This is a genomic window from Pelagimonas varians (genome assembly GCF_003208435.1).
In the GTDB taxonomy this organism is placed as follows: domain Bacteria; phylum Pseudomonadota; class Alphaproteobacteria; order Rhodobacterales; family Rhodobacteraceae; genus Pelagimonas; species Pelagimonas varians.
In genome coordinates, this window is record NZ_QKMF01000001.1 from 1 (window position 1) to 20,832 (window position 20,832).

The window sequence follows — 20,832 nt, forward strand, 5'->3', positions numbered from 1 at the left end:
TTTACATAGATTTGGTGCAAATCCCCAGTCGCTCAGCCACGCTCAACGACCTGCGCCACAGCGTCCTGCTAAAACTCATCTGTAGACCGAATTCCTTTGTTCATCTCCGTCTGTCCTTGGTTTCAAAATTACCAAGCAAACCGTATGCAGATCTAGGGGCACTTCGTCGGTCCTGTTTTGTAAGTAGAGTTTTTTGCGTTATTTTTGCAATTGGTGGCAATATGTTTAATTTCGATGCCGTTGTCGGATCTGCAATTGACTTGCTGTGATGAGAGAGTTCTGTATCCATTGCCAATAAATGCAATGGCAATGGACCATACGTATTTGAGGATTTTTATTCGTGTTTCTTGAGGTATATTAGTGTCCAAAATATCATTTTGTTATTTTTTTCAATTTTGGAGATGGTGATTGAAGGAGTTGTGATTGCTGGATATTTCTTGAGATCTTTGAAATTTCACACTATTTATTTCGTTTTCCATGTCCGACCGTCTAGTAAGAAGCGAGTGAACCCTGCTTGTCGTTAATTCGTTGAGGTTGTGCCAATATAGTCGTTCGAACCTAGACAATCTGTCAGGGCAATTGTTTTTGCAAATATCGTGCTGTTTCATTCCATTTTCTGTCCGCATGCAGCACTGAATTGACCGGGTCTGGCAACACCGTCTGACAGATATCTTTACCATCATCCGAGGAACGCTCGTTTTTAGAGCCGGTGAGCGGCACTGAATTATGGGGATGGATGGCAGCGGGTGACGCTCAGGTACATTGAACCACGTCCGAAATGCTACCGCCGAACGTGGTGGCAATGCATTTGTCCTTACTCAAAATGTTCGGGTGAAGCTGGCACTGTCATCCAGGCGGATGCCTACAAGTGTAAGTAGCACCGGCGAACGGCTCAAAGCCGCCGTTTGGGATGACCGGCGGTCGTGCACTGCTATATCTTCAAACCAGTCATTCGGAATATCTAATGTGGAGGGTTGCGGCCCGCTTGGACCTTGGCTTGGCGTGCGGGCCAGGTCGATGCGATAAATGCCAAAACTTGCCAGATTTCGCCGTCGCTCAAGGCCCCCGAAAAACCGGGCATGCCGCTAGTGAAACCAGTGACGCCGGAGCGGCCCAGAGCCTCCTGACCGCCCAGCTTGGTGTAGTCAAACAGTTGGGTGTTTGAATGATGCCAAGTGTGGCCGGTTTCATCATGCGGGGGAGCAGGTAACACACCGTTTTCGTCAGCGACACGCCAATTTGGCTGACCTTCAAGATTGGCCCCGTGGCAGTCGGCACAATGTTCGGAATATAGCACTGCCCCGGCCGCCAGATCGCGCCCGTCGAATTCATGCCCGGCATTTGCAGTGGATGCAGCTATCAGAAGCACAACAACAGCCCCCCGCATCATGTGACCTCCACCCAAGTTTTCATGCCCGAGGCCTGATGACCCAACATGTGGCAATGCAGTAGCCATTTGCCCGGATTATCGAAGACACATAAGATGTCGCGTGTTTCAAAGCGATCGAGCAGAGTTGTGTCGCGTAAATCCCCTATCGTTCCACCTTCGGCAACTTCGTAAAAGTGATGCCCATGAAGATGGATGCCATGTGAAAAGGACGTGTCGTTGATCAGGCGGATGCGGGCCGTTTCACCGCGTTTGAATCTGGCGAACGGCGTCGTTGGCAGGCCCGACACACCATTAAAGGCCCAGATGTCATCGCCTTCGTGACGACTTCCCATGGCACCACCTTCCATCTTGAGCGTCAAATCATGAACCGGGGTACCGGGTCTGACCACTTGCGCGGCCGGAAGCGCAACGATCTCGGTGTCAATTGGTGACGGATTGTCGCCATCAATTTCAATGCGGCCTAGCTCATAAGGATCTTCGCGGGTTGGAAAATCGAAACGAACGACGTTGGCGACATCGACAATCAGGTCAATACGCTGAGCGGGGGCAAGCACGATGTTCTTGATTGGGCGCGGTGCGGGCAGTGGCATACCATCCAGCGCAACGATCTTGCCTTCCACACCCGCCAGAGAGATCGGAAACACACGGGCCGTGGCGACATTGATCAGGCGCAGGCGCACCCTATCACCGCGCCTTACCATTGAGACAGATGGCAACGCGCGCGCATAATTCCCAAGCCGCCCGCCGTGGGCGAAATCGTGCATATTGCCAAAATCACCCATCAAGGTCCCGTCAGGATCGATACGCCAATCATCAATCAGAACGGTCACATCATGGTCAACCTGCGGCGGGTCACGTTCTTCAACGATCAAGGGCCCATAAAGCCCCCTCTCAACCTGTTCCCAAGACCGGCTATGCGAGTGATACCAAAACGTGCCAGCATCTGGCGCAACGTATGAATAGTCAAAACCACCACCATCCGGCACCGCATCTTGGGTCATTCCCGGTACACCATCCATGGCGTTGTCGATGCGGATACCGTGCCAATGCAAGGCTGTGTCAGAACCAATCCGGTTCTCAAATCGGACGTCCAACCGCCCCCCTTGGGTTACCCGCAGTTCAGGCCCCGGCGTCTGTCCGTTCAGGCCAAGCATTTGCGTGGTTCCATCCCCCTTGGGCAGGATTTGCGCAGTTACCGGTTCAGCTTGCAGGATAAATGGCGCAGCAAATCCGAAGCGTGGAAAAGCAAAAGCCGCCGCTCCGGTAGCAAGAAGGCCACGGCGGGTCAATTCAAGTCCGGTCATTTGCGATACTCCTTGTGGCATGCTTTACAGGTGGCCCCCAATTGGATCATTCCGTTGCTCAGGTCCTCAGGGGTCGACAAGGATTGGGATAAATCGTTTGCGGCCTTTTCCATGCTCTGTGCCTTGGCGCTAAAATCGTCGAACCGATCCCATATCGCTGGCAATGCTTCGGATTTCGGGTCGGTTTCCGGGGCTTGGAAAAGCAGTGGCGTTTGAGCAGCATGCAAGGCGACTGTTTTCGCGGCTGTTCTGGCCGTCTCAACATCAAATGCTACAGTGCCCTTATTCATAGTGCCCATGATCTTCACTGCATCACCGATTGATTTCATGGCGTCCATCCGGGCCATAACAGCCGCGTTTTTCACCCCACCATGCGCCAAAACAACAGTTCCCAAACATGCGGTGACCACCACCGCAGATAGGCAAGATTTTATCTGTTTCATTCTATTTCCCACCTAATTCTAAAGAATACCATTGGCGCGCTGCAACGCGCGAATGTAGGCAATGATGGATACGACATCGCCGCGTGTCAGCCCGTCAACGGCCGCCATGTCGCCAAAACTCCAGTGGTGAGAACGAACACCAGCAGCAACTGCGCGTTGAAAGGATTCGTCACTGTGATGAGACGGTTCATAGATTTTGTGAACCAGCGGCGGCCCCATGCCATTTCTGCCAGAGCCGTCCTTGCCATGGCAATCAATACAAATCGATTGATAGGCTGTTTGACCGATCTGGGCCTTTCCGGAAAAGGCGTCTGGTACAGTGACTGAAACAAGGGCCGCCCCGAATTCAGAAGCGTCGGGCGTAGAAGAGTGCGAATTCGAGCTATTTGCGAATATAGCCCACCCCGCAATACCAGCAGCGAAAAGCGCCCCGGCAATAAGGAATTTGGAAGTCATGTTGTCTCCTTGAAGCGTATGAAGGTTGTTCCCCATGAAAGGGGTTTGCCTTCACGCGCGAGGAGGAGGAGGGTCGAACCCTATTTCGGATCCGTTCGCCATGCTGGCGAAAGGAATGCGAAGGTCCAAGGATGCGGCCACAAACAGCAACAAGCCATCCTGCGTCGTTTCCCGAATTGCCGTACAAACCAAACAAATTGCGCAGCTTTGACCGTCAATGTGGGACATGTCACTATGGTCGCTGCATGGCGGAGGGCAAGGATGGGTGACGGTCGATTTTTGCATCAGCGCAGCGCTGTCCCCCGATCCGACAGAGGAAATCCCCCATCCGCCGAAGGCCAAGATGGTGACAACCACGAGTAAGCACAATGGTTTCAACAATGTCCCCATAAGGTCAAACTGCCTGCTGATGGCGTCAGACGCAAGAGGCAGAAGATCACATATGCTCCATCGGCTGGTTGTCTTAAAGGCTGACCCTTTGTGAAGTTGGACGCTTAAACGTCCGCCGTTGTCTCTTGGACACCAGCTCTACACGCACCCAGCGAACGGCTCTTGTCAGCCCTTGGTGTCGAAGGTAGCGATCTGGCGCGCAGGGAGCTTTGTGCAGGCTGCCCCGCAAGGTAGTAACGAACCCATAGTCACAAATTTTGCTCATCTCGGATCAGGGCAAAAGAACACAATTGTGAATCAGTACTAAGATTTGACCGAAGACGGGTAAATGGATGGAAATCAATTCACTCGTGCTGGCAATTTCAGCTGCTTAGGTGACGTTGATGTAGGCGCGTTCAGGAGATCCGCTTCGAAACTCAGCGCGGCCACTTGGCTCTGTTATTGCGAAAGACCATCTGTAGCGGGAACGTATTTGTCTAATCTCTGTGCGCTTTTATCAATCTGGACATGAAACGTCTAAGCAAATTGCCGGACTAGCTAGGGGCAGAAGATCTTGTCTAAACACAGCCGCCACTGCTGGCCTGCGCAGTTGTCGGGCAATGTTTTCATGGAAGAGGGGGGATGATGCCAACGTCTGCAAACTTCTTTCCAATGACCGTGCAGCGCGTATATTCGCCCGGCATAAAATTGCAGGTAATCTGTCCGGTGCTATGGGCGTTGTTGCCATAGGTTTACCGTCTGCACACACATCAAACCCTTTTTCATAAACCATTCGTACTCAAGCGATTTTTGTGAGTGCGAAAGTCTCTGAACATGCGGACAGGCGTGTCCGTCGCTTCTTTCGTTGCGGGGCACGGCGCGTTTGGGGCAATCGATGTCGATCTGGATTGACAACGATCAATTCCACTTCGCCTGACCATGCGAAAATTACCTGAGCTACTTGATCATTGCACCCGACCCGGACCGTCCATGCTTCGGATCGGGGTGATCAGGTCAAGCCAAAGTGATTTGGAGTGAGCCATGCCAAGACCAAGTGACAAAAAACCGGCGATGACACGGCGCGCGCTTTTGGGGACTGGCGCGATTGCGGGCTTGGGGCTTGCGGCGGGCAGTTCTGCTGCTGCGGGACCAATGCCTGTTCCGAAAAGCTGGGACGAAGACGCGGATGTCGTTGTGATCGGCACCGGTTTTGCAGGGTTCTGCGTGGCTTATGAGCCTGCCAAAACGGGGGCCTCGGTGGCGTTGTTGGAACAGATGCGATCGCCGGACGGGAACTCGATAATCAACGGCGGGCTGCTGGCGGCGGCAGGGACACCTGATCAAGGTGTCGAAGGCAGCGCCGAGAGCCTGCTTTCCGACAAGACGAAGGCCGGTTTGAATCTGAACCACCCGCATTTGGAACGTGTCGTTGCCGAACGGTCTGCTGAGACTGCACAATGGACGATCGACGAGATCGGGGTCGAGTGCTCTGGCATGATGCAATTGGGCGGCCGTTCGGTGCCGCATTCGCTGGCTTTGGCGGCAGGGAGCGGGTCAGGCATTGTGGTGCCCTTGTTGGGCAAGCTTGAGGAAATGGGGGTCAAGCCGAAGACCCGTACGATGCTGCGAAATCTTTTCCGCGATGAGGATGGCCGGGTACGCCGAGTACAAGGGGTGCTGGTGCATGAGCGTAGCGACGCCAAGGATCCCGAAAGCGGTGCGCCCAAAACGATCCGCGCGCGATTACCGACTGTCTCGGTTTTGGCCGCATCGCAGGTCAGAGCGCAGTCGCGACTTGAAGCCTCATCGCACTGAAACATCGCGAACAACAACTCGGGCGGGCGACCGGTCCGTTCGTCCCCAATCGTTCAAAAAGGAGCCATTTTAATGTCTGACAAAATTAAAAACAGGTTTGGAAAATCCGTTACACGGCGTGAAATTCTGGGCGCGGGCGCAGCGGTCGGCGCGACCATTGCACTTGGGTCCGGGGCCAAGGCCGCGCCGATGCCGGAAAGCTGGGATGAAGAAGTCGATGTCGTAATTGTCGGCACTGGCTTTGCGGGTTTGGCGGCCGCCTATGAGGCGCAAAAGGCCGGTGCTTCTGTTGCGCTGCTTGAGAAGATGCGCACACCGGGCGGCAATTCGATCATCAACGGCGGCGTGTTTTCCGCAGCAGGTTCACCGCAGCAGGCTGATGAGGGGATCGAGGATTCTGCCGAGCTGCTCTATCAGGACATGCTCAAGGCAGGTCTATATCTCAATCACCCCGAACTTGCGCGTCTGGCCGCTGAAAAATCGGTCGAAACTTGGCAATGGACCGTGGATGAAATCGGGGCCGAGTGGGTTTCGGACTTGCGCCACATGGGCGGACATTCAGTGCCGCGCGCCTACAAGACCAAAATGGGAACCGGCGCGGGAGTAGTCGTTCCGCTGCTTGCCAAGCTGGCAGAGATGGGCGTTGAACCTCGGACACGGGCGTTGCTCAAGAATATCATCCGCGATGACGACGGACGGGTAAAAGGTGTGGTTGTGCATGACGGCTTTCGCCATCCGGATTTAGAGAGCGGAACGCCTAAGACGATCAAGGCAAACAGGGGCGTGATTTTGGCGACCGGCGGGTTCGGAAACGATCTTGCTTTCCGTACCATGCAAGATCCGCGTCTGGATGCATCTGTGGACACCACGAACCATCCGGGGGCCACCGCCGAAGCGCTTCGCGAGGGGATGAACATTGGGGCCTTTTTGATCCAGCCCAGCTGGGTCCAGCTTGGCCCTTGGACGAGTGCGGATGAAAAGGGATTTGGCCGCTCGCCGTATTTCGTGCAGAGCGTCACAGCCGCCTATGGTTTGTGGGTCAACTGGGAAACGGGTCGCCGCTTTGTGAATGAGTTGGCAGACCGCAAAACCCGTGCCGATGCGATCATTGCAGAGGGAAACAAGGCCATCGCGTTCTGTGACGCGGGGGGATACAAGGTGGCGCGGCGCCGTCTGGGCGACAAGATGCTGGATGGGCTGAAATCCTCGGGCGTCGTCAAGGAGTATCCTACGCTCGAGGCTATGGCGGAAGAGTTTGGCACGCCGCTGGCAAGTTTGCAGGCGACAATCGAGCGGTTCAACGCGTCTGTGGATGCTGGCAAGGACGCCGAAATGGGCCGCTATATGCAAAAAGACCAGTTCAGAATCGGAGCGGGTCCGTTCTATGCAGTGCGCCTGTTGCCCAAAGTTCACCACACGATGGGTGGTCTGGCAATCAGCGCGCGGGCCGAGGCACTTGATGTGGTCTCAATGGAGCCAATTCCGGGGCTTTTTGTTGCGGGCGAGGCCGCAGGCGGCGTCCACGGCGCATCGCGGTTGGGATCCTGTGCCTTCCTTGACTGTCTCGTGTTCGGCCGCATTGCCGGACAGAACGCTGCATCGATGAACAGCTGGAGCTGATCTTAAAATTTCGATGCATAACAATGACATGGCGCAATCTGCGCCGTGTCGTCAGATGGGTTGATCTGACATGTTGAAAGGAGCGGCAGGTGTACTTGCGGAACATACTGATTGCCGGGCTGGCCATGTTGGTCCTGACGGCTGCGTCTGGGGTTTATGTACTGGCGCAAACCGAGAGTTTGTGCGTTCTTGACGCGCAAGATGCCTGTGTCTGGCCCGCTGCGTCGGGAGATGAAAAGCCCCGACAACAAAGAAGCAAATCCCATACGGGCGAACCGGGCATAACGGGCCATGACGGAAAGCCTGCACCGGACCACGTTTGCACGGACTGCCACGCAGAGCCGGACCTGTTACCCGACGGTCATCTGCGCACCGCCGGAATGTCGATGCGTGGCTGCCGGATATGTCACGGCACAGAAGCGGCTGCGTCGCTAGACGACCGGATTTTTCAAAGCCATACGCATTTCTTTGCCGGAGGCAGCTGCGTCAGTTGCCACGAAGATCCCGAAGACGTCTCCGAGCCGGCGACAGAGGTATGCACCTCTTGCCACGGCACGCTTGAGGCCCTCGCGCTAAAGACCGAGCACGTCGAACACGCCAACCCGCACGCTTCGCCGCATGGTGCGCCCTACGCGGAATGCGTGCTTTGCCATTACCAACATGAACCGCCGGACAACTTTTGCGCGACCTGTCACGATTTTGAGTTCGAAATGCCATGACGGGAAACATGCTCCGTAAGGAAAGAACCAGTTTCAAAGAAAGACATGAGTTATGATACGCGTATCTCTGGCATCGGTCTGCTTTATGGTCATCGCGCTAGCGGGTGGAATGGCTTTGGCCACGCCCAAACTGGGCGACGACTGCAAAGCGTGTCACAACAGCAATGTTTACCTGCCCCCGGCGCACCCCAACGTTAGGAATATGACCTCTGCGGTTTGTAAGACCTGCCACTTAGGCACCATGGATCAGGATCAGGCGCGAATAAACTCGCAGATCCAGCAGCAAGACCGAGAACAAGATCGCGAGCAACAGCGCGACCAGGATCAGACCCGGCGGCAGGTCCGGCTTGGCGGTGATCCGGGTGCCAACCCCTTGGGAATCCGGTCCGCCGCACGAAATGTCGATCCGGGCAAAAAGATCGAGCTGTATCTCGACCGTGAGAGCCGGACAGAAACAGAAACCGGTGAGGGCCACGGTGACGACGACAAATTCAGTCACGAACGTCACTACAGTGAGACGAAGATGGCCGAGGATGCCAACAAATGGAGCTACCGGTTCTTGCTGGGGTATCTCTATTCATCGGATATCAACCTTCATCAGTCGGGCTCAAATCTGGGAGCCGGTGGTGGGCACGGGGAAGGCGGGGGCGGCGGGCACGGAGAGGGCGGAGGCGGCGGGCATGATCCGGACGCAGAGTACGACGACGACGGCGATGAGGGTGACGGATCCTATTTGCGACTTGGTGCGAGGGCGGACTACACCAGCTACATTGGAAACGATCAGACCCTGACCTACAGCTTTGCTCTCAATCGGGACGCCTTTACCGGGCTGGAACAGATTCGATATATCGGCCGGGCTAGGCTGGAGTGGAAAAGAAAACTGGACGACGGGTCGTTCAAGATATCGCCTTATCTACAGCGATCCCTCTATGACCGCGCGGACGATGAGGACAAGGCTTTCTGGGCGCTGGGCTTGAACGCCAACCGCCACTTGTCAGTGTCGCCGACCGCAACGCTCAGCTTCACTTTCCGATACAAGCAGCGGCTGTATGATGGTGAAGATGCCGCGCGCAGGGCCGATTTGCGGCTGGGAACGGTCTATCAGGATGCGCTAGGCGAGTGGGGCCAGTACCGTTTGGGAATTGGATTGTCTGCCCGCAATAATCCCAAACATGAAGATAAGCGATACATCGAGCAAATCCTAACCGCTGGTTTTGGCGGGACACTGGCGAATGGGGCGTTCGGGTGGTTGTCCGGTGAACTGGGCCGACGCGACTATCGTGCGGTGGACCGAACGGCGGGCTACACCCGTCAGGACAGCTATATCGGATTGGGCGCGTCTTATGTTGATAAGCGGCTCACGGTCTTGGGCTCCGTCCCGCAACTGTCGTGCCAGACAGAATGGACAGGGTCAAATATTGACGATTATGACGAGACGTCGACCTACTGCTCCGTGCTGTTCGAAAGGCGATTTTGAGGGCAAAGCGAACCACATCAAGGCGAAAGTAAAACCCCGAGATGCCTCTTTTCAACTTTGTGGTTTCTTTTCGAAAGAAACCCTCGAACGTTTCCTTCGTTTTGCGCATCGTGTTGACTGACATAAAAGGCCCCGAACCGATCAGGAACCTGACGTAAGTTCTAAAGTCATTGCTTTTTAAAACAGGCATCATCGGTGCAGCCGCAGGTTTTTTGTCACATGGAGTTGCCATGCAGGAAAGCCAGCCAACGGCGTTTCCCACCCGCCCGACGTCCAGTGGCACATCAGAGAAAATGCCTCACCGAAAGCCCGGTTTGAAGTCAATTGCGCGGTGCAAACGGATACAAGTCCGCACGCGCCAGCCCCAGCAAAGACAGGCCTTTGTTACGCGGTTTGGCAGTGCCGATTGTGACCGGTTTCAGGCTGATTTTCCCAACGATAGAAAAGCCGGGGAGGAACGGTATGAAAGGCGGTGGAGAGGGTGGATAAACCACTGCAAGGGCAAGTGCATACAGATGAAACGGTCAATCTTATGACGGCAGAAAACGACAGAAATTTCTGCATTTCGATTGTTAAAACGGACGACAGCGAATGAACTGTTTGGGTTTACTAGGTGTGACGAGACCGAAAGGCCGGTTCGGAAAAATGCGCCGCACCGCCAAATTCCCGTGCGGGTTAGCACTGACTTTGACTGCGCCTGCATCGGCGGCAGGCTGCATTGAGCAGACGTCGGCAAGCGCGGGTTTGGTCTGTAGTATGCCCACTTTCAGGCTACCTGTGGGTGAGATTTGATACCCGCAGCTTGGTATCGCCGAAAATCCGTCGCTCCAAAGCCAAAGTGTTCCGCCCTGAACTTGTATATTTACTGGTGGAGACCGAATAAAATCCCCCGTTTGATGCAATTGGCTCTTCGTTTCTTTCGTGGAGTCCGCTGTTTGGATGGTCAATGTCTTGGCGGCCATGTGCAACGATCACACCCGCTTTGATCAGGTGTGGTTTCAGGGCTGGAAACTCGGGAAAGATCTGTTGAAACCCCAGCCAGTTGTCTCTTAGCAGTCGCGTTTGGACATCTTCTGGGATGACACCACGCAGAGGGGATTTCCACTCGGGCGGTATAGCTTGGGCCGCAATGAGCTTTTCAACACATGCAGGGTACCAAGACACAAATGCTGTCGGAGAAGTATCATCCACGACGACAGACCCATAGGCACCATGTGTTATGATGACAGAACCCAATTTGCGCAAAAAGGGGTCTGCCTTGACCAGTAAGCTGAATTTTAACCGCAGGCTTTCGTCCGCCTTTCGGACGCCAAGACCCATCATTTGATCGAAACCGTGCCTCTCTTCCCAAAGGCAATTGACCACTGTTTCGGCATCAAGGGCCATCTTTTGCTTGTTTCGGTCCGTCAGGGTGATGCGTATTTGTCCAGCCTGATGTTGTGCAACACCGGCGACACGGCTTTGTAGAAAAAGCTCGATCCTTGAGTCAGCTTCGACGGCGCGACGGATCAAGGCGTTAAATGCAACCTGATCGACAAAGGCCTCTGCGGTATCGAACGCCGCGGTGATTATGTCTGATGCGGCCTCTTTGGGGATAGCGGTCTCTTGAAACATCTGGGGCGGTCGCTGGCCAAGGTAGTGGAGGCTCGGATCTTCAAAAGCCTCGTTGAACCGAGTTTCAATTTGTGTCCAGAACTGTTGCAAGCTTTCGGCTTTCAGGTTGCTATCGCGGTGGACCAGATAACGCGAACCCGGCAATCGGTAACGTGCCCAATCGATTGGCTCGCCAAGGATCGCTTCAATCGCAGGTGCAAACGTCACTGCGTCTTGCACCATGCGATCAGCGGTCGCAAATGAGCGGTCCATCGCATAAAGCATGCCGGTGTGAATGCGGCCTTCGTAATTCAGGCTTGCGCCGGTCAGAACGTCGTCGCGCTGGTCTACTATGGCAACCCGCAACCCGCGCTTGGCCAGCATCAGAGCCGATAGACAGCCCTGGATGCCTGCGCCCATTACGATAGCATCATGCAATGCCATTTGAACTTTCACGCCAAGAAATTGCCGCGTCCAGTCGCCCTGCCACGACTTGATCATAAAGGCTATGATGCACCAATTCGAGGCCTTGTCCTTTTCGGATACCGCGCCGACGACAAGCAGCATTCAGCATTATGTCTCGGATCACATCCTCGCGCCGTTCGGGATCAGAGGCAAAGATCGCTTCGGCATAACTGATCATCACCTTTTCGAGGTCCAGGAAAACTGTTGGTGACATTTCCCAACTACGGTGCGTGCTTTCCGGGTAAAACCGTTTCTTGAACATACGCACTGGTTCAAACACAAACCCTCCTGTGAGCGCCAAAGCAAACAGCCAGGCTCGCTCGGACAGGATTGTCGATTTCGTCGATTGGAATTGCAAGGCGGGATTGCGCAACACCTCCGAGCGGATTACGCCCTTGAACGCTCCGTTAAACCTATCCATCCACATCAGCTCTAACGCGTCGCTTAACCGCCATGGCGATGGCCCCAACAATTCTACGGCACCGCGGGGCTGGTCTGCGTGTGGGATGTGTTTCCAATCCAGCGTGTAACCTTCGCTGTACCCATAAGCCAGAACGGCGTCCGGCGCATCCATAAGAGCAGTGTAAAGTTTGTCGGCAGCCTCCCGCGAGGTCACATCATCATGCGGAACGATTTGGAAAGTCTCACCTGAAGCCCGCGCCATCAGATCCGACATGTTGCCGACCCATGTGAGATTGCTGTTATCGCAGATCACCTGAACGTTTGGCAGATTTGCAAACCGGTCACGCAAAGAGGAGCAAAAGGCTTCGTCGCCGTTTCTATCAGCCAAGATGACTTCGGTGTCTGGCCGGGCGAGCTCTTGGATATTGTGAGCTATGGAATCAAGAAACCTTCCTGACCGGTACATTGGAATAAGATGCGACAAACGTATCTTCGACATGGTCATCAGTTGTCCTTCAAACGATCCAGCGCCATCGCCAGGCTGCAAAGGATTAGCCCAGAAGTTATTGAACCGCCAGATCACGTAAATTTACGGCTCACTGGTTCTTTTCGATTGAGGAGGCACAGTTACATAGGCCAAACCCTTTTAAAAAAGAGATCGGAGGTGATCGCGTCGACGCTAAGGTTTCTGGCGAATAAATCCCCTTCGATGGTTCGGTCTGCGGCGACATCCAGATCAATTTTCCGGCCTATGTACTCTTGCGCGGGTGTCACGGCAACACAGCAAGAAAAGACAGACCTCTTGCTTTGGATAAACGGTGCGGGGTTGCTGCGCTGCTCTGACTGGAGAACCTTTCACAGCATGCGTCCGAAAAACCCTAGCTTACATTTTTAACAGTGCAGTTAAGGCCGCAAATAACGTAGGGATCTGGTCCGCACAGGGCTGGTAACGACAGTGGGTGCCAATGCATTGTTTCGACGTATGCCCAAACCCATTGCCACATTTCAAAGGTGAAACTAGCCTTGCCATAAGAGCTGGATGCTTGGAGGGTGAATGGTGTCGTGGACGAAGACTGTTTTGATGGTTGGAATGCTTTGTTGGTTGGCGGCATCCAAAGCAGATGCGGATAGCGAAGGGCCTGATGCAGGCTATTTGCGTGGACACAGTTTTGTAACGAACTTTGATGCGATTTGCGGTCTTGGCAAAGCGATGTCGAAAGGGTGTGAGGCAATCAGAGGCCGTGAAATTGTCGATGCTTCGTCTGAGCCATGGCGGGGGATAGGCCGGGTCAACTTTTCAAGTGTCCAAATAAGGCAACACTGTACGGGCACGCTGGTATCTGAACGAATTGTGCTTACGGCGGCGCACTGCCTGTACAATTATGCGCGGAAAAAGTGGGTGCAACCGGAAAGCATCACTTTCATAGCCGGGTTTCAACGTGGCTCTGGGCTTGCTGTTTCGCGTGGAGAAAGATTTATCCTGAATGATGTAGAAGATGTCACCAGCCGTGACTTTCAATCGACTCCTGATCAGGATTGGGCACTTTTGGTCCTGCAAGACCCGATCGGACGAGACGTGGGATATATGGAGATTGTCAAATTGGCTCCCGAGGCGCTAGAGCAAATGGATTTCAAATTAGCAGGCTATTCCGGCCTCCGTCCAAATGTTCTTTCAGTTGCTTCTGATTGCGGTCATCCATTGAAAAGTGGGCCCAACAAGATTTTGCAAAAATGTTCCGCCATGCGAGGCGATTCCGGCGCGCCACTCCTTGTTCTCAAAGAAGATAGATACCTAGTCGTTGGCGTGTTTTCTTCCATACTTGATCGGGGAGGGGATTACATGAGCCTTTCAATTTCTGCGTCCGAGTTTTTGGAGGCTTGGTCGCTGGAACAAGGGAATTGAAAACCGGCCCTCGATCTTGGTGCAAAAGGCATTGTTTTTCCGTTGGTAAAAACAGCCGATGAAGCTGCTGCTTGTGTCGCCTCAATGCGGTATCCGCCTGAAGGAATTCGTGGATGGGGCGCATCTGTTGCGCACCCGCGGTGAGGTGTTCCGAGGATGGATTGCCTTCCCGACTTCGGAGAGAAAATTGTTTGTTCTTTGCTGATCGAAACAAGGGAAGCAGTGCAGAATATCGACGCCATTTTCGCAGTTGACGGCATCGACAATTCGATCGTTGCCCCCTTTGACCTATCCACCTCGCTTTGTGTGTCAGGCCAATTCGATCCCCCTAATTTTCTGGAGGTCGTTGGTGCGATTGAAGCCGCCGCGAAGGCCAAAAGTGTACCGCTGGATGCCGGTCCTGCCAACATACAAGCGGAAATCGACAACCTGTTCTCCCGCGGTTACCGGTTGACCGGAGGGTTTGATGTGCTTCAAATCAGGCGTGTCGTGGCTGAACTCGTCGGGAATTTTAGGCTTATTCCGGTGCGACTTAGATGTTCGTCCTATCCGTCAAAAGGCACTGGATGAGGCCCGTAATCCGTTGGTCCCCAGACCTCACGGAGAAGGTCCGCTTTCACAGCCGTAGGTGATTTTCTCGGCGTTTCCTTCAGGCCTGGGTTTCGCCATTGCGTATGGCGGAGTGAATGGCGGTTTTTTCTGCTGACACCCAAGCATAGAAAAAAGTGAAATTTCGAAAACTCTATTCGGAGGCGCAAGGTGAAAGCCAAAGCCGGATACTTCGAAACTCATTTGTCTTACTGGAACAGTGCGGGTGACTGGCAGCTAAGGGGAGGGTAGGGCGGATCGGGCCGGACACGTGACCGCATCTGACAAATACACAAATCAGCTCGACAATGCCTTGCTATGCAGGAGCCATCCACACAGGGGCTTCGCTGTACCTGCGCGGTCGCCACCTCAGGTTGATGAGGGGCCTCGCCATTCACGGCCATCGTGACCTGAACACCCATGTTGCGACAAGCCCCAAGGCCAGCTGTGCGCCGAAAACATGTGTTTTCTAAGTTGCGTAAACCTGTCGACCGTCCATCCACGTCTCGACAACCCGAACGTTTTTGATCTGGTCGGGTGCAACCTCGCGCGGGTCTTTGTCCAATATGACCATATCCGCAAGCTTTCCGGGTTCTAGGCTTCCAATCTCGTGGTCGGAGAAGAGCTGCCAAGCGGCCTCCGAGGTCACCGCCCGGATTGCAGCTTCGACCGAAATTGTTTCCTGAGGTGCCAGAACATAGTCCGGTTCCTTCCATGTGCGGCGGGTCACGGCCATTTCGATCATATGGAGTGGCACCGGATCGGTGACCATGAAATCGGAGTGCAACGTGAATCCGACACCAGCTTGTTGAACGCTGCGGCAGCGGTCCAGAAGCTGAGCTTTTTCTTCTCCGAATACCTCGTCGCGCATCGCGATGCCCCAGTAATGGACGTGACCAATCAGGAAGCTGGCCGAGACTCCAAGGTCGCGCATTCGCGCGATCTGTTCGTCATGCAAGATCGAGCAATGCTCGATCCTGGGCCGTACACGTGACATGTCAATTCCCGCATCAAACAGCGCTTGGCAAGTGTCGAGGATGTTGTCGATTGCGGCATCCCCATTCCCATGGATCGCAAGGTGCCAGCCCTTTTGGGCGCGTTCCAATGCAGCAGCGGTCAATGCCTCAGGTTCCATATAGGCAATGCCCAAGTTGTCACTGTCGAGATAGGGTTCGCGCTGAAGGCCGGTGAAGCCTTGGTTAGAGCCGTCGGCAACCAACTTGTAACCCGATATGCGTGCCAGTGCATTTCCGTCGCCCGGCTTCACATTGGCCTCGTCCCACGTTTCAGCGCCAATCGTATAAAAGGGATAGGCGCGGATCCGGGCCTTCATGCGGCCGGACTGCGCAGCTGCCACCATGACCTGTGCATCGGCGGGGGATTGCGCCAAAGCGCCGAGGCTGAGTTCGGACACTGTGGTCAAGCCAAACTCTGACCATTTTTCAAGAAGCCCCAAGAGTCCGCCAACCGGATCTGCTTCCTTCATGGCAGGATAGTTTTCGGCAATCCGCAGAAAGGCGACGTTGTTTTTTATAACTCCGTTCAGATTGCCGTCGGCATCACGCACAAATTCGCCGCCCGGTGGGTCTTCAACATCATTTGCGATACTGGACACTTCGAACGCCTTTGAGTTTGCGTAGGCGAGATGACCTGAAGCGTTTAGAACGAAAATCGGATGCTCGGTCGAGATCGGATCAAGATCGTCGAATGTCAGGGCATCAGCACCGTCTTGCACCGCTGGGTCGAAGTTGCGGAAGACCAGCCACTCGCCAGCAGGCGTTTCCGCCACGCGCATTGCAATTTGCTCAAGCACAGCGTCCACCGACGTATAGCGGGCCATGCCCACATATTCCATTGTGGCGTCGACCACCGAACCTGTAATCACATGCGTATGTGCATCGATGAACCCGGGTAGGACCACTTTTCCGCCAAGATCAACAATTCTAGCCTCGTCTCCAGCAAGGGCGCGAACCTCGCTGTCAGTTCCCACAGCCAATATCAGGTTGCCACGAATGGCAATGGCCTCGGCTTCGGAAAAGTCGCCATTTACCGTCAAAATAGTGCCGTTGGTGAAGACGGTGGTGACTGTTGCAACTGTCTGCGTTTGTGCATTGCCCTCAGTCGCCATCAGGGCTGCAAGACCTGCAGCAGCCCCACCCGTTTTCAAGAAGTCCCTCCGTCCAAGACTGGCCCAGTCGATGCCCCAATTGCATGACCATCCATTCCCGCTTGCGGCTTGCTTCTTTAAGTTTCGCACGTTGTCATTGACTTGAAAGATTCCGCTGAAAGTACCGCTGCAACAGGGGCAGCCGTAAAGTTCATGTTTTGCCATGTCTCTCTCCAAGTGTTTAGAATTGCCGGCCGGAAGGTGGCTGATGATATCAATAATATTTGCAGAAATAGGGCCTCAGGGAAAGGTTTTGCATGGTTGATGCGACCGAAAATGCCGCGACGTGAACGGCTGTTTACGTCGCTTTGCAGTCCTTCGCCTATGAAAAGCGCTGGGCGGAGGGTCGAACGTGGGATTGGGAAACCTGTGCCCAGCATTTCCCCATCGATGGGTCGTTGAAAACCAAAGGGGCGGTAAGCTCGGCTTAGCGCCCCGAAACAGCCTTATACTTTATTCAGGAGTAACCCAGATCGGCGAAGAATAAGCGCGCTCTTGCTCCCATGCCTCAAGGTGATTTGGCCGATCAACGCCGAATACAAGCGCATCAAAAGTTGTCCAACGGGGCGTTGGGATTTCGAGAACGCGCACATAATAAAAGGCGCGCTGGCTTGCCTCAAAATCTGGATCCTCCCAGAAGGCTTCTAAAAACGGTGCACCGATTGAATTTCTGTAGGTTGCTGTGTCAACGTCAACGGTGTTGCCAACAGGGGGCAATTTATTGTCAGAATCTGGAGTGCGATCGTCCGACCACGCCACATCGTAAACCTGTTCATTGAGAGCACCACTCTCGGTCATCCAGCCTTTAACGATTTGAATGCGATCAAGGTTTGCCCCATTGGGATCACGCACTGCCCGCACCAACAGTTTGGGCGCGGTTGCATTGGCCCCTGAGGTTAAGTCGCCGCCCATCGGCACACCTTTTTCGTAACCGTATTTTGCAAAATCTGAACGGGTCAAATCTGGTTCCACAAAATCAAAACCCGCGAAAACACGCACACGTATTCTGGTGCCTGTTGTCGCGAAAACTTCTTTGCGCATCAACGCATCCCAAATGGACTCTCGGGTGTTTTCGCGTGCCCAAACCGCCGCAAGGCCGGAGGCCAAACCATCAGCATGAACCAGATCATCTGTGGGGTCATCTGGGGTGAAACGGCCGGTAATGCGTTCTTCGAAACGGTGCGGATTCGAACTAGGCTCCACGAGGGAAACCTTCCCAAAAAAGTTGCTTTCCTCAGCCGTTGACAGCCCGGTGTGAGAGTCTGTTGATCCCAGAACGCCAAACTTAAAAGGGTTCACGCCAAAGTCGTCTTCATAAGTTAAGCCGCGCTTCCAAGCGCTCCGAGCGTATTCTCTGGGGAGCATGTCTTCGGTTTTAGGCTCGGGTCCGAAGCTGCCCTTGTCCCATGTGCCATAGTCAGCGAATTCATCGCGAGGGGATAAAAGCGGGTGCGTTTCCCCATCGCCTTTGATCTGTGTAATTTCATAGATCGGCTCCCACCTTTGACGGCGCTCGGCGTAGGCGCGGTCAATCGGTTTGCCCGACATGGTGACATCATCAAACATCAGCCCGTTTGATAGATTTCCGTTGTGCGGGATCGCCAATACGCGCCCCCCAGTAAGGGCTTCATAGTTTTCAAGCCAATCCCAAAGCTTCTCGGGGTCTTCCGTATCGTAGGCACTTAGCGGAATAATTTGGTCTGCCTGTGCTTTGCCATCGCGGAAAATCACATTGCGATGCAAGTTGTTTCCATTGGGGCCGGATGTCCATTCAAAGCCAATCATTGCGGTAAACACGCCGGGCTGGTTATGGTCCTTTGCCGCTTGAGTGATGCGCGGCCACATTGCTTCGCTAAACCCTGTCCCCTCCAGCGGGTCGGTCACGATGTTAAGCGCATCTTGCATCCATGTGTCATACGCCAGCGCTCGGGATTCATCCGTGCGCGGCGCGTAAATCTCGCTGATTTTCGACCCCAATCGTTTGCCCGAAGAATCGGGCTGTCTTCCTCAAGGGCAATTGGCAGGCCCAGGTTTTCCGCATGATCGGTCACCACCAGCCAATCCAAAGGCTGCTGTAAACGGGCAGGCACGCCATTGGACGACATGACTTCTTCGCCCTTCGCAAACCTATATGCATCAACTGGCGTCAAAATCGCGCCAACCAGTCCAGCATCCGCTGAATAGGCCGTGTGCAAATGGGTGTCACCGAAAAAAACCTGATTTGGAAAGTCGTCGTTGATAAACGGGGAGTATTCGATCTCTTCTGTCGGAACCGATCCGAGATCCCCTAACTCTTGCGAAAAGGCCTGAGACGGCGCAACGAACGCGCAACTGGTAAACAAGATACGAACCATGGTTGAATGTGCTGAGACTGACATATTCTAGGCTCCAAATTGGTTTGAAAGTTCAAATTAATTAGTAACGAATTTGTCATGGAAAAACAGGCACCTCAACCTCTGATATCTTCCTCTGACGATTCCATTCCTAGAAAACTGCATCCTTTCCAAATTCCACATGCATGAATTTTGCACTCATAGCGTCCAAATTCGGGCTGGGATGCCAATCAAAATGGCTAACAAAATTGCAAAAGGAAGAACACTTTGGCTCGCCTCAGTTGCGCAAACCCTCTGATGCCTCGCGCGGTGCAACCGTTCATGACGGCGATGCGGATCTGGACCTCCACGACCCGCCGGTCAAAGTCTCGTGCCATGGGGCGCTGTCCCAGCAGTTTCTACAGTGCATCTTCGTTTCTTGCCACAGCACCCGCAGAGATAGCCTTCCACGGCTTGGCGTTTTTGACGGGTGGAATGACGGCGTTCGCGCCATGGTCGGCTATGGCGTCATGGCACTTTCGGGTATCATAGGCACCGTTTGCTGTGACGCTTGCAATCTCTTTTTCGGTCGGGGTTTGGTTGAGCAGGTCAGGCAGGACAGGTGAAACACCGATTTGGTTTCCGGTGGTTTCAACGGCTCGGACTTCCAATGTTTGCCCGTCGACCCCAAGATGGATCTTGCGCCAGACCCGCCGCTTGAGCGCTTCATTGTAGGCCGGCCAGTTTCTGGTCTTGTAGCTCTGGGGGGGCTCATGCGATTCAGCTAGCACACTGGATTCACGACATGAATCCCTCACGGTATTTGTGCAAAAGAGCAGCGGACATTCCTTGTGCTCGACGAAGGGTGCCCGCGTTGCAGTCGCCAAATAAGCAGCAGTTATTCGATTTTCGGCCTGGAGTGCACCTGATCGGGGGGCTCAATTTGCGTGTCGGGTGACTGCAGGCAGTCATTGCTTTTGGGTAGCTATCCGAGTTGCGAAATTTTTTGCAAATCGAAATGCGCGCCTGTGTATGCGTCGAAGAAATGCGCGAAACGTGGATTTTACTGGATTCATGACGTATTGTCAGTTGTTCTAACAGAATGTCAGAAATCACGAAGCACGCTTCTCCGTCCGGTCGGCCCTCGCGTCGCATGGAGCCAGGCAAGGCCGCGCTTACCCGGTCGGCGATACTTGACGCCGGAAGCCAATTTCTTGAATCTCGTCCGTTTCGAGAATTGACCGTTGGCGGCCTTATGGCTGCAACAAAATACAGCCGCGCAACCTTCTACCTATACTTCAATGATCTTCATGGATTGTTGGAAACGCTTTTGGACGAGGTGAAGGGTGGTATTGTCGAAGGGGCGCAAGCATGGCTTTCAAACGAGGGCGATGCAGTATCGGGTTTGCAAAACAGCCTAAGGTCACTTGTCGATGTTGGGTATGAACACGGGACTATCCTAAAGGCTGTCTCAGATGCTGCGCCAAGCGACGCAAGACTGGAACACGTCTGGGAAACTTTCTTGAGTTCATTTGACGAGGTTGTTTCAGCACGCATTTCACGGGATCAAGCCGAAGGTTTCACTCCTGAGTTTGACCCTCTTCTTGTGGCTCGCGCATTGAACCGAATGGATGCGGGTTTTTTGATTCGCGCGTTTGGTTCACATCCAAAAGCAGAGAAAGAGAGCGTTTTTTCCGCAATATCGCACATTTGGCTAGCCACACTTAATCCGTTCGATACGCAGACCTTGGACGGTTTCAAGAGCAATGGAAGCGCGGAAAACTCTTAAACAATCGACAATTGGCAGCT

At 54.0% G+C, this 20,832-nt stretch carries 16 protein-coding genes and 2 pseudogenes; 8 read left to right on the plus strand and 10 right to left on the minus strand.

Annotated elements, in window-relative coordinates; translation table 11 throughout:
* Positions 1-269: hypothetical protein (locus tag C8N36_RS24340; RefSeq protein WP_211318214.1), on the plus strand; the 269-nt coding region annotated here is incomplete at its 5' end.
* Between the two features lie 692 nt (positions 270-961).
* Here C8N36_RS24340 and C8N36_RS00005 read toward each other — a convergent pair.
* From C8N36_RS00005 to C8N36_RS00020, 4 genes are read right to left on the minus strand one after another with little or no spacing between them, the layout of a single operon-like run.
* The gene (locus tag C8N36_RS00005; RefSeq protein WP_245910680.1) at positions 962-1,390 is read right to left on the minus strand and encodes a c-type cytochrome; all 429 of its coding nucleotides are present in this window, start codon (positions 1,388-1,390) and stop codon (positions 962-964) included.
* On the minus strand, positions 1,387-2,694 hold the full coding sequence (locus C8N36_RS00010; RefSeq protein ID WP_097802978.1) for a multicopper oxidase family protein: 1,308 nt from the start codon (positions 2,692-2,694) through the stop codon (positions 1,387-1,389). Before C8N36_RS00010 ends, C8N36_RS00005 begins: the two co-directional genes overlap by 4 nt.
* Positions 2,691-3,137: a c-type cytochrome gene (locus C8N36_RS00015; protein WP_097802977.1), complete on the minus strand. Its 447-nt coding sequence runs from the start codon at positions 3,135-3,137 to the stop codon at positions 2,691-2,693. The genes C8N36_RS00010 and C8N36_RS00015 overlap by 4 nt, the downstream gene beginning before the upstream one ends.
* A gap of 18 nt (positions 3,138-3,155) precedes the next feature.
* Positions 3,156-3,593 carry a c-type cytochrome gene (locus C8N36_RS00020; RefSeq protein WP_097803026.1) on the minus strand — a complete coding sequence of 146 codons (438 nt, stop codon included), beginning with the start codon at positions 3,591-3,593 and terminating at the stop codon, positions 3,156-3,158.
* 1,410 nt (positions 3,594-5,003) lie between these two features.
* Between C8N36_RS00020 and C8N36_RS00030 the strand changes: the two genes are divergently transcribed.
* The 4 genes from C8N36_RS00030 to C8N36_RS00045 all read left to right on the plus strand — a co-directional run bounded on the left by C8N36_RS00030 (position 5,004) and on the right by C8N36_RS00045 (position 9,593).
* On the plus strand, positions 5,004-5,777 hold the full coding sequence (locus C8N36_RS00030) for an FAD-dependent oxidoreductase (RefSeq protein ID WP_097802975.1): 774 nt from the start codon (positions 5,004-5,006) through the stop codon (positions 5,775-5,777).
* A gap of 72 nt (positions 5,778-5,849) precedes the next feature.
* Positions 5,850-7,397: a flavocytochrome c gene (locus C8N36_RS00035; protein ID WP_097802974.1), complete on the plus strand. Its 1,548-nt coding sequence runs from the start codon at positions 5,850-5,852 to the stop codon at positions 7,395-7,397.
* Positions 7,398-7,486: 89 nt separating this feature from the next.
* Positions 7,487-8,116, plus strand: coding sequence for a cytochrome c3 family protein (locus tag C8N36_RS00040; RefSeq protein ID WP_141467935.1), 630 nt, complete (start codon positions 7,487-7,489; stop codon positions 8,114-8,116).
* Between the two features lie 52 nt (positions 8,117-8,168).
* Positions 8,169-9,593, plus strand: a complete 1,425-nt coding sequence (locus C8N36_RS00045) for a surface lipoprotein assembly modifier (protein WP_141467933.1) — start codon at positions 8,169-8,171, stop codon at positions 9,591-9,593.
* A gap of 771 nt (positions 9,594-10,364) precedes the next feature.
* Here the strand turns inward: C8N36_RS00045 and C8N36_RS00050 are convergent.
* Positions 10,365-11,630 carry an FAD-dependent oxidoreductase gene (locus C8N36_RS00050; RefSeq protein ID WP_170125753.1) on the minus strand — a complete coding sequence of 422 codons (1,266 nt, stop codon included), beginning with the start codon at positions 11,628-11,630 and terminating at the stop codon, positions 10,365-10,367.
* Positions 11,617-12,558 carry a glycosyltransferase family A protein gene (locus C8N36_RS00055; RefSeq protein WP_141467931.1) on the minus strand — a complete coding sequence of 314 codons (942 nt, stop codon included), beginning with the start codon at positions 12,556-12,558 and terminating at the stop codon, positions 11,617-11,619. Before C8N36_RS00055 ends, C8N36_RS00050 begins: the two co-directional genes overlap by 14 nt.
* Positions 12,559-13,107: 549 nt before the next feature.
* On the opposite strand from C8N36_RS00055, the gene C8N36_RS00060 reads away from it, so the two are divergent.
* Both C8N36_RS00060 and C8N36_RS00070 read left to right on the plus strand, forming a co-directional pair.
* On the plus strand, positions 13,108-13,956 hold the full coding sequence (locus tag C8N36_RS00060) for a trypsin-like serine peptidase (RefSeq protein WP_097802970.1): 849 nt from the start codon (positions 13,108-13,110) through the stop codon (positions 13,954-13,956).
* 18 nt (positions 13,957-13,974) lie between these two features.
* A pseudogene (locus tag C8N36_RS00070) lies at positions 13,975-14,526 on the plus strand (aldolase/citrate lyase family protein); the annotation flags it as partial.
* 487 nt (positions 14,527-15,013) lie between these two features.
* Here the strand turns inward: C8N36_RS00070 and C8N36_RS00075 are convergent.
* The 4 genes and pseudogenes from C8N36_RS00075 to C8N36_RS00090 form a co-directional block, all read right to left on the minus strand.
* Entirely contained in the window at positions 15,014-16,711 is a 1,698-nt protein-coding gene (locus C8N36_RS00075; protein WP_245910681.1) for an amidohydrolase, read from the minus strand.
* 453 nt (positions 16,712-17,164) lie between these two features.
* Positions 17,165-18,616, minus strand: coding sequence for a DUF3604 domain-containing protein (locus C8N36_RS00080; RefSeq protein ID WP_110767728.1), 1,452 nt, complete (start codon positions 18,614-18,616; stop codon positions 17,165-17,167).
* A complete protein-coding gene (locus C8N36_RS24650) occupies positions 18,592-19,089 on the minus strand; it encodes a DUF3604 domain-containing protein (protein ID WP_255253597.1) in 498 nt (165 codons plus the stop codon). Before C8N36_RS24650 ends, C8N36_RS00080 begins: the two co-directional genes overlap by 25 nt.
* A gap of 194 nt (positions 19,090-19,283) precedes the next feature.
* Positions 19,284-19,841 (minus strand): annotated as a pseudogene (locus tag C8N36_RS00090) (transposase).
* Between the two features lie 437 nt (positions 19,842-20,278).
* Here C8N36_RS00090 and C8N36_RS00095 point away from each other — a divergent pair.
* A complete protein-coding gene (locus C8N36_RS00095; RefSeq protein ID WP_306456903.1) occupies positions 20,279-20,812 on the plus strand; it encodes a TetR/AcrR family transcriptional regulator in 534 nt (177 codons plus the stop codon).
* Positions 20,813-20,832: the final 20 nt, after the last annotated feature.

What these genes read in the sequence shown, in the direction of transcription:
- C8N36_RS00020 (WP_097803026.1), bottom strand. Translation starts at nt 3,593, where the DNA reads ATGACTTCCAAATTCCTTATTGCCGGGGCGCTTTTCGCTGCTGGTATT.
- C8N36_RS00045 (WP_141467933.1), top strand. Translation starts at nt 8,169, where the DNA reads ATGATACGCGTATCTCTGGCATCGGTCTGCTTTATGGTCATCGCGCTA.
- C8N36_RS24650 (WP_255253597.1), bottom strand. Translation starts at nt 19,089, where the DNA reads ATGTCAGTCTCAGCACATTCAACCATGGTTCGTATCTTGTTTACCAGT.
- C8N36_RS00095 (WP_306456903.1), top strand. Translation starts at nt 20,279, where the DNA reads ATGGCTGCAACAAAATACAGCCGCGCAACCTTCTACCTATACTTCAAT.
- C8N36_RS00010 (WP_097802978.1), bottom strand. Translation starts at nt 2,694, where the DNA reads ATGACCGGACTTGAATTGACCCGCCGTGGCCTTCTTGCTACCGGAGCG.
- C8N36_RS00035 (WP_097802974.1), top strand. Translation starts at nt 5,850, where the DNA reads ATGTCTGACAAAATTAAAAACAGGTTTGGAAAATCCGTTACACGGCGT.
- C8N36_RS00005 (WP_245910680.1), bottom strand. Translation starts at nt 1,390, where the DNA reads ATGATGCGGGGGGCTGTTGTTGTGCTTCTGATAGCTGCATCCACTGCA.
- C8N36_RS00060 (WP_097802970.1), top strand. Translation starts at nt 13,108, where the DNA reads ATGGTGTCGTGGACGAAGACTGTTTTGATGGTTGGAATGCTTTGTTGG.
- C8N36_RS00030 (WP_097802975.1), top strand. Translation starts at nt 5,004, where the DNA reads ATGCCAAGACCAAGTGACAAAAAACCGGCGATGACACGGCGCGCGCTT.
- C8N36_RS00015 (WP_097802977.1), bottom strand. Translation starts at nt 3,137, where the DNA reads ATGAAACAGATAAAATCTTGCCTATCTGCGGTGGTGGTCACCGCATGT.
- C8N36_RS00050 (WP_170125753.1), bottom strand. Translation starts at nt 11,630, where the DNA reads ATGGCATTGCATGATGCTATCGTAATGGGCGCAGGCATCCAGGGCTGT.
- C8N36_RS00055 (WP_141467931.1), bottom strand. Translation starts at nt 12,558, where the DNA reads ATGACCATGTCGAAGATACGTTTGTCGCATCTTATTCCAATGTACCGG.
- C8N36_RS00080 (WP_110767728.1), bottom strand. Translation starts at nt 18,616, where the DNA reads ATGCAAGATGCGCTTAACATCGTGACCGACCCGCTGGAGGGGACAGGG.